This window comes from Campylobacter armoricus, assembly GCF_013372105.1.
Taxonomy (GTDB): domain Bacteria; phylum Campylobacterota; class Campylobacteria; order Campylobacterales; family Campylobacteraceae; genus Campylobacter_D; species Campylobacter_D armoricus.
In genome coordinates, this window is sequence record NZ_CP053825.1 from 1,629,751 (window position 1) to 1,642,612 (window position 12,862).

A 12,862-nucleotide genomic window follows, 5' to 3' on the forward strand; every position below is an offset into this window, starting at 1 on the left:
TCTTTAAGGCTTAGTTGTTTTTGAATTGTTGTCATCTACTACATAATGATAACATTTCTTTGGTGGCACAGTAAAATCAAGTTTTTCAATAGCTTCTTCAAAAGGGATGCAATTAGCTATATTTGCAAAAAGGATAAATACTAAAATTACTTTTTTCATAAATCATCAATGCATTTGAATTTGAATTCTTTGATTGAAATTATTATTTCCTCTATCTTTTGGGCTATTATGCTCAAAACGATAACGCATACTGCCTGAAACATTCACATCTTGAAAAATTTCATCTAAAGGTGCAGAATTTAACATACTTATAAATCCTAGTAAAAATACAAAAAATACTATAAAAATCTTTTTCATTATAAAGCCTTTGTAAAAATATGATACAATTATATTCTTTTTTAAACAACTACAAAACAAAAATTAGGAAAACGATGAATTTTTTACAAAATCTAGCTCTATCTTACTCTCATAAAGCTATGCAAAAATCTTTAGAGAATGGTTTTGATGTGAAACTTTTAAAAGAAGGACAAGAAAAAAAAATAAATACCAACAAAACCTATATGCTTTATGCACATATACCATTTTGTCATACTTTTTGTCCCTATTGTAGTTTTCATAAATACTATTATGATGAAAATTTAGCAAAAAGATATTTTGAAAGCTTAAGAGAAGAAATCAAGCAAATCAAAGATAAAGGATTTAATTTTACTTCGATGTATGTTGGTGGGGGAACCACTTTAATTAATGAAGAAGAACTAGCTAAAACATTAGAACTTTGTAAAAAACTTTTTGACATTAAAGAAATTTCTTGCGAAACTGATCCAAATCATATTAATCCTAAAAAGTTAGAAATGTTTAAAGGGCTTATAGATCGTTTAAGTTGTGGCATACAAAGCTTTGATGATGATACACTAAAAAAAGTCGCAAGATACAATAAATTTGGCTCAAGCAAAGAGCTTCAAGAAAAGCTTTCTAAAGCTATAGGCGCACTTCCTATTATGAGTATTGATTTAATATTTAATTTTCCTTCTCAAACCAAAGAACAATTACTAAATGACTTAGAAATAGCCAAAAATTTAAAACCTCAGCAAATTACAACTTATCCTTTAATGAAATCAAATCTAACAAAGGATAATATTGCTAAAACTTTAGGTGTAAGTTTTAAAGATAATGAATTTGAATTTTATAAAATCATTACAGATTATTTTAAAGACTATGAAAGAAATAATGCTTGGTCTTTCTCGCTAGAAAAAAATACTTTTAATGATGAATATGTTAGCTCTCATCATGAGTATTTGGGTGTAGGAAGTGGAGCTTTTAGCTTTTTAGATGGAGAACTTTTAATCAATGCTTTTAACTTGAATGATTATTCTAAACTCATAAAAGAAAAACAAAACGCAAATATTGCTAAAGCTAATTTTGGTAAAAAAGAAATCATAAAATATGTCTTTTTAACCGAAATGTTTGCAGGAAAGATTGAAATAGATAAATTTAATAAAACTTTAAATTGTAATCTAGAAAAAGATCTTTTTGTAGAACTTTTAGGACTCAAATTAAGCGGTGCTATAATAAAAGAAAATAATGCTTTATATACAAGCGAATTTGGGCGTTATTTATTTATGGTTTTAATGAAAGATTTTTACACAGGTATGGATTTAGTTCGTGCAGTATTTAGAGATGATAAACGCCTCCAAAACAAAGATCATATTAGCATAATGCATGAAAATGTAGATCCACTTAATTTTAAAAGTATGGAATTTAAAGAGTAAAAGCCTTAAAAAGGCTTTTACTAAAATGGTCTTATCACCATCATAATAGCAATAATTATAAATAATATCGTTGGAATTTCATTATAAGCTCTAAAGAATTTGCCACTTTTTTTACAAGTGTCATTTTGAAGTTGCTTATAATAATAATAATTTTGAAAATGATAAATAATTAAAAGCAAAGCACAGGTTAATTTAGCATGCATATATCCACCTACCATTAACACATCTTTATTGGCTATCATCATCAAGCTTCCAGTGATTGCTGTTGCAATCATTGCAGGGGTTTGGATATAAAAGTATAATTTCTTCTCTTGAATTTTCACTACCTCTACAAAGCCTTTATTTTCTTTATGTTCTGTATGATATACAAAAAGTCTTGGCAAATAAAACATTCCAGCCATCCAAGAAACAAAAGCTAAATAATGCACCATCTTAATCCACAAATACCATTCGTTTAAAAAATCTAACATTTTTCTCCTTTTTTATTAAAAATTTCTTTTATTAAAATCAAAGCCACACTAATGTTTATCATCACATCAGCAAAATTAAACACAGCAAACTCAAACCACTTATGCCAAAAAACAAAATCCACTACACCAATATGTATAAAACGATCGAGTAAATTTGAGCACCCTGCAGAAAGCATAATAGCAAAAGCAATCAAATGTGTTCTAAAAAACTCTTTTTGATAAAGTAAATATACAAATAAAGCTAAGATAAAAACAAGCTGTATATATTTTAAATACTCCCCTAAAAATGCAAACATAGAAAAAGCTACACCTGTATTGTAGGTTAAAACTAAATCAAAAAATTCACCCTTATACTCAAGCCCTTGTAAAAACAAATACTTACTTGCTTGATCTAGTATAAAAACTAAAGCAAAAACAAGATAAAATTTTAAAGATAAAATTTTAAGCATTCAATGCTTTCATAAAAAAGCTTTCAACAGCTTTCATTTCTTTTTCTAAAAGCTTAATATCTTTTGCTTCCAGCAATAATCTTATCAAATTTTCAGTTCCTGAATATCTAAATAAACTAACAATTCCTTTTTTTTCTAAATCTTTTTTTAATTCTTCTAATCCTGCTAATTTTGTTAAGTCTTTTTTCTCTGAAATTTTAAGATTATGCAAAAGTTGTGGATAAGGCTTAACTTGATTTAAAATTTCACTTGCACTTTTTGCTTCACTAAGCATTAAAGCACTAAATTGCAAAGCAGCGACTAAGCCATCTCCCGTCTTAGCATAATCACTAAAAATAATATGACCACTTTGCTCACCGCCAAAATTTCCACCACATTCTTTAAGTTTTTCAAGAACATATTTATCACCTACATTGCAAGTTTCATGCGTGATTTTATGTTTATTTAAAAACTCTTTTAAGGCGCCATTGCTCATAATAGTGCTAACTACGCTTGATTTTAACTTGCCTTGTTTTTTTAAGAACAAAGCTAAAACACCCAAAAGACTATCTCCATGAGCTACTTCACCCTTTTCATCTACCACAACCAAACGATCTGCATCTCCATCAAAGGCAAAACCCACATCTGCTCTAAATTTCTTTACCTCTAAAGCTAAATTTAAAGGGTGTAATGCTCCACAATTTTCATTAATATTTAAACCATTTGGTTTATCATTTATCACGATTACATCTGCACCTAATTCTTTAAAAACCGTAGGTGCTACCTTATAAGAAGCTCCATGAGCCACATCTAAGACAACGCGTAAAGACTTTAAAGTCAGCTCTTTAGGAAAAGAATTTTTTATAGAAACGATATATCTTCCTATCACATCATCAATTCTTTTTGCTTGACCAATTTGTGATTTTGTTGTTCTTGCTTCTTCTATAAGCTTATCATTAAAATAAATTTCTTCTATTTTTGCTTCTGCTTGCTCATCAAGTTTGTTTCCATGGGCATCAAAAAATTTAATGCCATTATCATAATAAGGATTATGCGAGGCTGATATCATAATCCCTGCATCACAACGCATATCTTCAGTTAAAAACGCAATAGCAGGTGTTGGCATAGGTCCTATTTCTATAACATTATAACCTATAGAAGTAAGTCCTGAAACAATAGCATTTTCTATCATATAACCACTTCTTCTTGTATCTTTTCCTACTAAGATATTGCTTGTAATGGCTTTGTCTTTAAAATAAATTCCAGCAGCCATAGCCAAACGCATTGCTAAAAATGAATCCAAAAACTCACCCGCTTTTCCACGCACTCCATCAGTTCCAAAAAGTTTCATTTTTCACCTTTGATTTTAAATAATGAAATTATAAGAAAAAAAGTTAAGTAATGTATAAATGCAAAAAAATTATAAGCATTAGTTAGTAATAAAAATATATAATTTTTTAAAATTTTACATAAGGAAATATAATGAGAAAAATTATTGCAACTGCTGTAGTATTGGTTTTATTAGTTATAGCATTTTGTACTTCTACTTCTTATATTAATTCTATAAATGAAAAAATATTTACTCAAATGAGTCAAAATACAATGTATTATAATGTAGAAGATGTTAATTATACCAAAGGATTTTTAAATTCCAAGGGAAGTTTTATAGTTACACTTAACGACTTACCTTATAGTTTTAAAGTTAATATAGATTTTTATAATAGTTTTTTTGCAAGCGATAATGCTGTAGTATCTATTATAAACGAAAATGAAGATTTAAAAGAAATTTTTCCAAATGAAGAAATTCTAAAAATTTTAATAGGCGTAAAAACTGGAAATAAAATTACAATCAATGCTAAAATTAATGATATAAATACCACTAGAAATGATGTTGATATCATCATTAATAATTTTAATTTTATCGCTAATACACAAGATGAATTTATAAAAGATATGCATTTGAATGTAAATCATTTTTTATTAAAACAAGCTGATGAAAGTTTTGAATTAAAAAATATTAAAATTTCAGAATTTCCTATAGGAAATTTGAATATTATAGATATTTTTAATCCCACACGCAATAGCGAACAAAAAATTAGTATAGAAACTATTAAATTCATTGATGAATTGTTATTAAATAATCTTAATATCTATGCAAAAACAACTTCAAATACAAAAAATAATTATGATAGTGTATTAAAAATTGATATGAAAGATTTTAAGCTACCAAAACAACAATTAACATTAAATAACATTATTTTAGATGCAAACTTTAATAACATTTCAAAAAAAGCTTATGATGACCTAGTACAAAATTCAAATACTGATATTTTTTCTATGATGCTTTTAGCAAGTCAGTTTTTAAAAGAAAATCCTGAAATCATCTTAAACAATCTAAGCTTTGAAAAAGAAGGTAAAAAATTTAACGCGAATGGAAAAACTATATTTACAGAAAATAATATAAAATCTCAATTTCACGCGAATGGTCAAATTCTTCCTAGTCAAATATGGCCTGAATTTGTAAATTTTGACACTTATTTTATAGATAACAACGGCTCTTATATGCTTGATTTTATCTATGATGATTCTAATAAAACAGATGTTAAAACTATTATCAATGGTGAAAGACTTATAACAAATCAACCATGACAAATCTAAGTCTAACCTTTCGTCCTAAAACTCTTGATGAGATTTTAGGACAAGAAAACTTAATAGAAATTTTTAAAAAATTTATACAAGCTTCAAAACTCCCTCATAGTGTATTTTTTGGTCCAGCAGGATGTGGAAAAACTTCTTTTGCAAGAGCTGTGGCAAATGATTTTAAATTGGATTTTTATGAATTTGATGGGGGAAATTTTAAGCTTGAAGAGCTTAGAAAAATACTAAACAATTATGAAAATTCTTTATACAAACCTTTAATTTTTATCGATGAAATTCATAGGCTTTCAAAAACCCAACAAGAAATGCTTTTAGTGCCTTTAGAAAATCAAAAGTGCATTTTCATAGGTGCAAGCACTGAAAATCCTTATTTTACTTTAACTTCAGGCATAAGAAGCAGGACTATGCTTTTTGAATTTAAAGGTTTAGAGTGTAAAGACTTAGAAAAACTTGCCACAAAGGTGCAAGAAAAATTACAATGCAAAATCGATGATGATGCAAAAGATTTTTTAATCACTTCAAGTGCAAACGATGCAAGAAGTTTTTTAAATTTATGCGAGTTTGCTCTAACTTTAGATCAAACTCATATCAAGCTTGAAACTTTAAAAAAATTAAGAGCTAATGTTTTAAGCGATGGCACTTCAAGTAAAGATACGCATTATAAACTTGCAAGTTCTTTGATAAAAAGTCTAAGGGGAAGTGATGTGGATGCGAGTTTGTATTATCTTGCAAGATTGATTGATGGGGGAGAAAGTGCTGATTTTATCGCTAGAAGATTAGTTATCTTTGCTAGTGAAGATATCTCTAATGCAAATCCACAAGCACTAAATTTAGCCACAAGCACATTAATAGCTGTAAAAAATATAGGCTATCCTGAAGCTAGGATAATCTTAGCTCAATGTGTAGTTTTTTTAGCAAGTTCTCCTAAATCAAATTCAAGCTATCTAGCAATAAATTCTGCCCTAAATTATGTCCAAAACAACCCTGCTTTAAAAATCTTATCTCATCTTGATAACAATCACCCACAAAGAAAAAACTATCTTTACCCACATGATTTTGGAGGCTGGGTAAAACAACAATACTTAGAAAAAAATTTAAGATTTTATCATAGCAAAGGTGTGGGTTTTGAAGCACAACTAGATTTGTGGTTAAAAGATATGAAAAAACCTAAAGGCTAAATTTAAGCACAATGTAAAAATATTTTTATATAATTTTTGTTTTTTAAGGTTCCGTAGCTCAGTTGGTAGAGCACCACCTTGACATGGTGGTGGTCGTTGGTTCAAGTCCAATCGGAGCCACCATTTTTTATTTCTTTCGATTTTAAAAAAACTTTAAATATTGCATTCACATAAAAATATTCCATAAATATTTCTATAAAGCACAAGAAAAAGTGAGAAGAAAAAAAATTTAAGATATTATAATTAATATTGATTTGATAGTTCTTTAAGTAAGGTTATAAAATTACTTATACCCAAAACTATATATTGGTTTTCAAAAAAACTTTACATACTAGCGATCTGCTTTTTTAATTTATAGTAAGACAATATACTATAATTTTATATAGGCTTTATTTTATTAAAGAAATACTACAATAGTTTTATTAATCCAAATCTGCTGTCTAATTTAAGTAATTTATTATTGTAATGTTGCTTATTAAATTTCAAAATAGAATCATATATATTAACTATTAAGTCTTGTTTTACTAGAATATCCATAATTAAAACAATGAAAATGATAAATGGCAAAAAATAACCATTTTAAAAAATAAAAAACAATGTTTTAATATAATAATTAACATAATAAATTTTATAATCAAAAGCTATCAAAAATAAAAAGGAATATAATGTATGATTTTTCATCTTTAAATGAAAGTAATAAGAAAATATATAATGATTTTTTAATTAACATTTGTTCTGATAATTCACCTCTCAATCAAAATGGTAGTGAAATAGATTTGGGATATATTTTTGAAAATGAGATTAATAAATTGCTAAGAGATTTGAATTTTACAAATAATTATGAATTTTTTAACCATGAAAAAACAAATATGTATGGCAGGACTGATTTTCAATACGGTAATACTATAATTGAGTATAAAAAATATGGCTTACTAAAGAAAAAAATTAAATCAAAAACATCTAATATAAATACCGAACAATATCAAACGCAAAACTATTTAAAAGATCCAAAATTTAGTGGTTTTAAAATGTATGGTTTTTTATTTGACGGAGTATATATATACATATATACCAAAGATGAAAACAATGCTATAACCTACGATGCTACAAATAGCGGAAAACTTACAAGAAAAAACTTAGATATTTTAATAAAAACTCTTTTTGGTTCGGGTATTATCCATATTTCACCTACAAATTTAAAAAGAGATTTTGGAATAGTTAGTGCCACTACAAATCAAATTTTAGACAACGATGAAGTAAGAAATTTAGCAAAATATCTTTTTACAATTTTAAAAGATGAAAGCAAATTAAATTCACGCACTTTATTACTTTATAGCGAATGGGAAAAACTATTTCGCTTGGCTGAAAACGATAACGGGCAGCATCAAGATATAATTGATAGGCGAGAAATTTTTAGTAAAATATTTGATGAGCTTATAGAAAAAGATAGCGAATATAAAGCCTTTTTTGCACTTCACACCACGCTTAGTATTATTATCAAATTGCTTTTAGTTCGTATTGTTAATGATATGCCAAAAATTATTTCTCCGCTTGATTTAGATGAACTTTATCAAACAAGTAACTTAAAAAAGATACAAGAGTTTTTTACAAAAATGGAACAAGGAAACTATTTTAATAAAATAGGTATTATAAATTTAACCGATAATGACTTCTTTTCTTGGTATGTGAAAGAGAGTTTTACAACACAATTAAAAGAAATAATGCAAAAGTTAATCTTTAAAATTTGCTCGTATGAAAATATCTATATAGCTAAAAATACCGCTATGCTTGATATGTTTAAGGAGCTTTATTTAAACTTTATACCAAAAGTAGTTCGCCATAGTTTTGGTGAGTATTACACGCCATATTGGTTAGCTGAGCGAACGCTACTATCAGCTACAAATGGTGATAAAAATTTAAAAAAGCGGAGCTTTATTGATCCAAATTGTGGCAGTGGAACATTTTTATCAGTGTTTTTTAATCATAAATATAAGGATTTAAAAGATAAAATTGATTTTAAAGAGTATGTAAAAGATATAGTAGGCGTTGATATAAATCCTATTGCCGTGTTAATGGCAAGAGCAAATGTGTTAATATCAGGACTTAAAAAATGCAACTTCAATCTAAACGAAAAATATGAAATACCAGTATATTTAGCAGATAGTCTTTATGTGCCAAATTTAATAGAAATTGATAAAGTGCCTTGTTTTAATTATGAACTTTATACGACAGGACTTCAAAGGGCTTTTGATATAAACTCCATAAAGATAACCTTACCAAAAGAGTTAGTTTTAATGCCAAATTTTATGGATATTATAAATGAAGTTGAAAAGCATATTATAAGGTTAGATGAAAAAGGGGCTTTAAAAGTTTTTGAAAATGCTTATACCCCTATCAAAGAAAGCAAAGAATTAAATGCTAAGATAAAGGAAAATATCGCAAATTTAATCAAATTTGAAAAAGAAAAACTAAACTCTATATGGCTAAAAATATTTTCAAACTATTTTAGAGTAGCAAGTTATGAGAAATTTGACTATATTATAGGTAATCCTGCTTGGGTGCAGTGGTCGGTATTGCCTGAAAATTATAGAGCTAATATAAAACAAAATATGCGTATAGAAGGACTTTTTTCTAATGATAGAAATGTAGGTGGAAATAATCTAAATATATGTGCCTTAATAGCAAATAAGTGCTGTGAACGATGGTTAAACGATAATGGAACATTTTGTTTTTTAATGCCAAAATCAATTTTATTTAATAAATCATTTGAGGGATTTAGAAATTTAAAAATAAATGGTGATGAACAATTATATTTTAACGAATTTATAGATTTTAGCAATAAAAATACAGGTGAAATATTTGAAGGTGTTGGAATTGATTTTTGTGCATTTAAAATCTCTAAAAATCCTTTAAAAGACAAAACTGTAGTACCATTGTTAAGCTATATTAAAAAAAACAATAATATTTATATAACACATAATGATGATTGGCAAAAAGCAAAAAAAAGTTTTGAAGAGCATAATAATTTTGCTATTACATTAAACACGGAACTAAATAATAATTTTTTGATAGTAAAACATTTATCAAGAGCTAAATATCTACAAAGTTTAATTGGAAAATGTGAATATCAATTCAGAAAAGGCGTTAGTGTACCATATCAAATGAGAGTTGAATTTAAAGGGTTAAGAAATAAAAAAATAGGTATTTTTCACCCTTATACTAAACACGGTAATAAATTAAAAGTTGATAAAAATAAAACAATAGAACTGGAATTAAAATATATAAAACCTTTTATAACCGCACCTATGCTTAAAAATAACGGATTTCATTGGGAAAACTCTTACGCTATTTGCCCTTATGCAATTAATTCAAAAAAACCTTTGTCAAAAGATGAGCTTAAAAAATTAGCACCACTTATTTATCATTATTTAGATAGCATAGACGATGAACTCGGAGGCGGAAGTAGATTTAACAAAAGGGTACAAAGCTTTAATGAAAACTATGGTATTTTACGGATGGGAAGTTATGTTTGGGGTAATCAATTTGTTTGCATCCGCGATAATACTTGTCTAGCACCAAATCACATAAATACCATAAATACTGATTGGAATAGGAGTATAATACCTTTATTTGATAACCATATAAGTTATATCAGCGAAACAACTGATAATAACGGAAAAACAAAATATATAAGCTTTCATGAAGCACAATATATATTAAAAAAACTAAAAAATAAAGCAGTAAATGAAATAATTATAAACTCACAAGATAGCAGAAGTATATCATCAAGATTGCCAATAAAAATTGAAAAATATTAGGAATTTATATGACTTGATATTTTTAAATAAAATAAATTAAAATCTTATTTAAGATCTCTTTTATAACTTAATATGTTCAAAGTTATACCTATATTATTTTGATAATGTATATAAATTAGAGCTTATCTATTTTATAAAATAATCACTTCTTAAATTTATTATCTAATAAATTACTATTCATTTGTTGAGCAAAATCATGATATTTATTTTGTAAAATTATAATAAAAATACATAAGATAATTATTTAAATATTTTTAGGTATACATAAAAAATTACAAATCATAAATTAAAATAATCTCAAAAAAAATCATTTTTTTCTATGAGCCTCGCAGAGAATATTTTGCTATTTATATTTATGTGAAATAAAATCAAAAAATATTGTAAATTTTATTATCAAATATAATCAAAACTTTCAAAGAAATTAGCTTCAATAATTTTTAGATTATTATAAGAAAAATAAAAATTATCCAATACAAACATTATTAATTTTATTTGAGAAATAGTGGAAGGACTAAAACCTTCCACTATTATTTTAACACTTTTTATTTTTAAAATTCAATTGGAGATATTTTTACATATATTTTAATAAATTCGTAAATTCTTGAATTTCTTTTTCTTGATCTAAGATTATTTTTTTCGCAATATCAGTAATAGTTTTGTCTTTAGAGTAAAATAAAATTTGTTTAGAAGCATCTACTGCACCTTGATGATGAGCGATCATACCTTCTAAAAAATCTTTGTTGATATTTTTGCTTTCTTTAACAGCACCCATTAAAAGCATCATTTTTTGCATTAGTTCTTTTTCTTCTTGAACGAATTTTTTATAAGTTTCTTCATCAATTTGAGTTTTTGTATAAAGATTTTTATCTAAAATTTCTTGAAATTCTTGAATTTCTTTTTCTTGAGCATTGATAATATTTTGAGCGATTTTTTTCATCTCTTCACTTTTAGTATGCTCTAATAAAAGTTTAGATGAGTCAATAGCACCTTGATGATGTGGAATCATATTAGCTAAAAAATCTCTTTCTATATCATTACTTTGCACTAAAGGATTTTTCATCATAGGTTCATGCATACTTGCCATAATTTGAGCTGAAATATTTCCAGAAGCTCCATGATGAGCATGATGAGAATTTACAGCAAATAAAGCACTAGCCAAAACTAAACTTGAAACTATAATTTTTATTTTCATTTTTTTTCCTTGAACTTTTAATTTAAAATCAAAAATATATAAAAATATTGCAAACTAAAATTAACTAAAAAATTAAATATTTTTTTGTTATAATTTATTTAAAAAATATATAAGGATAAAAAATGCTTAAAGAACTACTTGAAATAAAAAAAGAAATGGAACCTATAATTCATGATTGTTCAGTAAAAATTCAAGTAGCTGCAAGAGAAGTAATCGTAAGAAAAAGAGAATATGAAATTTATGGTCCTATGATAGATAGAGTATATCTTGATAATGCCATTTATATTAAAATTTTCGGTAGTGGGCGTGATACAAAAAGTACTAAAATAGATATTAAAAATGGTCTTTATATGGTGTATGTAGCTCCTGATAAACCAACCAACCAAGAAATCATGAATAAACTAAAAATAGCATTTGAAAGTATAGATAATAAATTTATTTCAAGGATTTTAGAACTCAATAGAAGAATGAAAGAAGTTCTTAATAAAACTCAAGCAACTTTAGCAAAAGCTTCAAATATGAATGTAGTAATAGAAACAAATTTAGGTGAAGCTACTGCTACTCATAAATTTGTAATTACCATCAAATATTTAAAAGATAATCAAAAATTAGAAATGAAAAATTCAAAATCTGCAGGTAGTTTTAGAGATACTAAAAATCAAATTAATTTAGTAGTTGATAAAAATACTGATTCAGCAATATGTGAAAAACTTTTACATGATGTTGAAGTTTATTTTATAGGTAGTGGAAAATAACTAGCGTTTAATCTTTAAATTTGATGAATGTGTTAAAGCTACTGCTATAGCATCTGTTATATCAAGTGGTTTGATATCTTTTGAAATTCCTAATAATCTTTTTACCATAAAAGCTACTTGCTCTTTAGTAGCTTTTGCTTTTCCAGTTACTGTTTTTTTAACTTGCAAAGGAGTATATTCTGCAAATTCTCCATGAAGTTGTAAAATTTTTAAACTTAAAGCTCCGCGAAACTGAGCTAATTTTAAAACTGTTTTTGGATTATATGCAAAAAATATATCTTCTATAGCTACCTCATCAAAGTGATGATTTTTAAAAATTAAATCAAGTCCTTCACATAATTCTGTAATTTGATATTGTAAATCATTGGGTTTAATTTTTATAAGTCCTGCTTCTATGAGTTGATTTTTATTATTTATTTTTTCTATAATAGCATATCCACAATACCTAGAACCAGGATCTATTCCTAAAACTTTCAATATTTCCACTCACTTCTTCACATAGGTGTGAAATTTTTTATGTGAATAATTTTACCCATATTTTATAAAAAACAAGCTAGAATTTTAATTATTAAAAATTAATCTAAGAAAAGAATA

At 26.3% G+C, this 12,862-nt stretch carries 12 protein-coding genes and 1 tRNA gene; 6 read left to right on the forward strand and 7 right to left on the reverse strand.

All coding sequences use genetic code 11. From position 1 onward, the window contains the following. Positions 1–3: 3 nt before the first annotated feature. The gene (locus CARM_RS08280) at positions 4–159 is read right to left on the reverse strand and encodes a hypothetical protein (RefSeq protein WP_161593811.1); all 156 of its coding nucleotides are present in this window, start codon (positions 157–159) and stop codon (positions 4–6) included. 6 nt (positions 160–165) lie between these two features. Further along, positions 166–357 carry a mini-MOMP protein gene (locus tag CARM_RS08285; protein WP_139426786.1) on the reverse strand — a complete coding sequence of 64 codons (192 nt, stop codon included), beginning with the start codon at positions 355–357 and terminating at the stop codon, positions 166–168. Positions 358–431: 74 nt separating this feature from the next. On the opposite strand from CARM_RS08285, the gene CARM_RS08290 reads away from it, so the two are divergent. Continuing rightward, positions 432–1,769 (forward strand): coproporphyrinogen III oxidase family protein, encoded by a 1,338-nt coding sequence (locus CARM_RS08290; RefSeq protein WP_139426784.1) that lies wholly within the window; start codon positions 432–434, stop codon positions 1,767–1,769. A gap of 20 nt (positions 1,770–1,789) precedes the next feature. Here CARM_RS08290 and hemJ read toward each other — a convergent pair whose 3' ends face one another. Genes hemJ through glmM form a run of 3 tightly spaced genes read right to left on the reverse strand, consistent with a single transcriptional unit; the run spans position 1,790 to position 4,018 of the window. Beyond that, positions 1,790–2,239, reverse strand: a complete 450-nt coding sequence (gene hemJ, locus CARM_RS08295) for a protoporphyrinogen oxidase HemJ (RefSeq protein WP_139426782.1) — start codon at positions 2,237–2,239, stop codon at positions 1,790–1,792. Beyond that, positions 2,233–2,688: a signal peptidase II gene (lspA, locus tag CARM_RS08300; protein ID WP_139426780.1), complete on the reverse strand. Its 456-nt coding sequence runs from the start codon at positions 2,686–2,688 to the stop codon at positions 2,233–2,235. The genes hemJ and lspA overlap by 7 nt, the downstream gene beginning before the upstream one ends. Further along, on the reverse strand, positions 2,681–4,018 hold the full coding sequence (gene glmM, locus CARM_RS08305) for a phosphoglucosamine mutase (protein WP_139426778.1): 1,338 nt from the start codon (positions 4,016–4,018) through the stop codon (positions 2,681–2,683). The genes lspA and glmM overlap by 8 nt, the downstream gene beginning before the upstream one ends. 131 nt (positions 4,019–4,149) lie before the next feature. Between glmM and CARM_RS08310 the strand changes: the two genes are divergently transcribed. The 4 genes from CARM_RS08310 (at position 4,150) to CARM_RS08325 (ending at position 10,321) form a co-directional block, all read left to right on the forward strand. Continuing rightward, positions 4,150–5,316 (forward strand): DUF945 family protein, encoded by a 1,167-nt coding sequence (locus CARM_RS08310; protein ID WP_139426776.1) that lies wholly within the window; start codon positions 4,150–4,152, stop codon positions 5,314–5,316. Continuing rightward, entirely contained in the window at positions 5,313–6,503 is a 1,191-nt protein-coding gene (locus CARM_RS08315) for a replication-associated recombination protein A (protein ID WP_139426774.1), read from the forward strand. Before CARM_RS08310 ends, CARM_RS08315 begins: the two co-directional genes overlap by 4 nt. Before the next feature lie 47 nt (positions 6,504–6,550). Then, positions 6,551–6,626 (forward strand) — tRNA-Val (locus tag CARM_RS08320). Positions 6,627–7,168: 542 nt separating this feature from the next. Further along, positions 7,169–10,321: an Eco57I restriction-modification methylase domain-containing protein gene (locus CARM_RS08325; protein ID WP_139426772.1), complete on the forward strand. Its 3,153-nt coding sequence runs from the start codon at positions 7,169–7,171 to the stop codon at positions 10,319–10,321. A 571-nt stretch (positions 10,322–10,892) separates the two neighbouring features. Here the strand turns inward: CARM_RS08325 and CARM_RS08330 are convergent. Next, on the reverse strand, positions 10,893–11,513 hold the full coding sequence (locus CARM_RS08330; protein ID WP_139426770.1) for a DUF305 domain-containing protein: 621 nt from the start codon (positions 11,511–11,513) through the stop codon (positions 10,893–10,895). A 122-nt stretch (positions 11,514–11,635) separates the two neighbouring features. Between CARM_RS08330 and CARM_RS08335 the strand changes: the two genes are divergently transcribed. After that, the gene (locus CARM_RS08335; protein ID WP_139426768.1) at positions 11,636–12,268 is read left to right on the forward strand and encodes a hypothetical protein; all 633 of its coding nucleotides are present in this window, start codon (positions 11,636–11,638) and stop codon (positions 12,266–12,268) included. Here the strand turns inward: CARM_RS08335 and ruvC are convergent, their stop codons facing one another. Beyond that, on the reverse strand, positions 12,269–12,745 hold the full coding sequence (gene ruvC, locus CARM_RS08340) for a crossover junction endodeoxyribonuclease RuvC (RefSeq protein WP_139426814.1): 477 nt from the start codon (positions 12,743–12,745) through the stop codon (positions 12,269–12,271). Positions 12,746–12,862 lie beyond the last annotated feature (117 nt).

Bases quoted from the DNA above. Each gene is read 5' to 3' on its own strand.
- CARM_RS08330 (WP_139426770.1), bottom strand. From the start codon at position 11,513: ATGAAAATAAAAATTATAGTTTCAAGTTTAGTTTTGGCTAGTGCTTTA.
- CARM_RS08280 (WP_161593811.1), bottom strand. From the start codon at position 159: ATGAAAAAAGTAATTTTAGTATTTATCCTTTTTGCAAATATAGCTAAT.
- lspA (WP_139426780.1), bottom strand. From the start codon at position 2,688: ATGCTTAAAATTTTATCTTTAAAATTTTATCTTGTTTTTGCTTTAGTT.
- hemJ (WP_139426782.1), bottom strand. From the start codon at position 2,239: ATGTTAGATTTTTTAAACGAATGGTATTTGTGGATTAAGATGGTGCAT.
- CARM_RS08335 (WP_139426768.1), top strand. From the start codon at position 11,636: ATGCTTAAAGAACTACTTGAAATAAAAAAAGAAATGGAACCTATAATT.
- glmM (WP_139426778.1), bottom strand. From the start codon at position 4,018: ATGAAACTTTTTGGAACTGATGGAGTGCGTGGAAAAGCGGGTGAGTTT.
- CARM_RS08285 (WP_139426786.1), bottom strand. From the start codon at position 357: ATGAAAAAGATTTTTATAGTATTTTTTGTATTTTTACTAGGATTTATA.
- CARM_RS08325 (WP_139426772.1), top strand. From the start codon at position 7,169: ATGTATGATTTTTCATCTTTAAATGAAAGTAATAAGAAAATATATAAT.
- CARM_RS08315 (WP_139426774.1), top strand. From the start codon at position 5,313: ATGACAAATCTAAGTCTAACCTTTCGTCCTAAAACTCTTGATGAGATT.
- CARM_RS08310 (WP_139426776.1), top strand. From the start codon at position 4,150: ATGAGAAAAATTATTGCAACTGCTGTAGTATTGGTTTTATTAGTTATA.
- CARM_RS08290 (WP_139426784.1), top strand. From the start codon at position 432: ATGAATTTTTTACAAAATCTAGCTCTATCTTACTCTCATAAAGCTATG.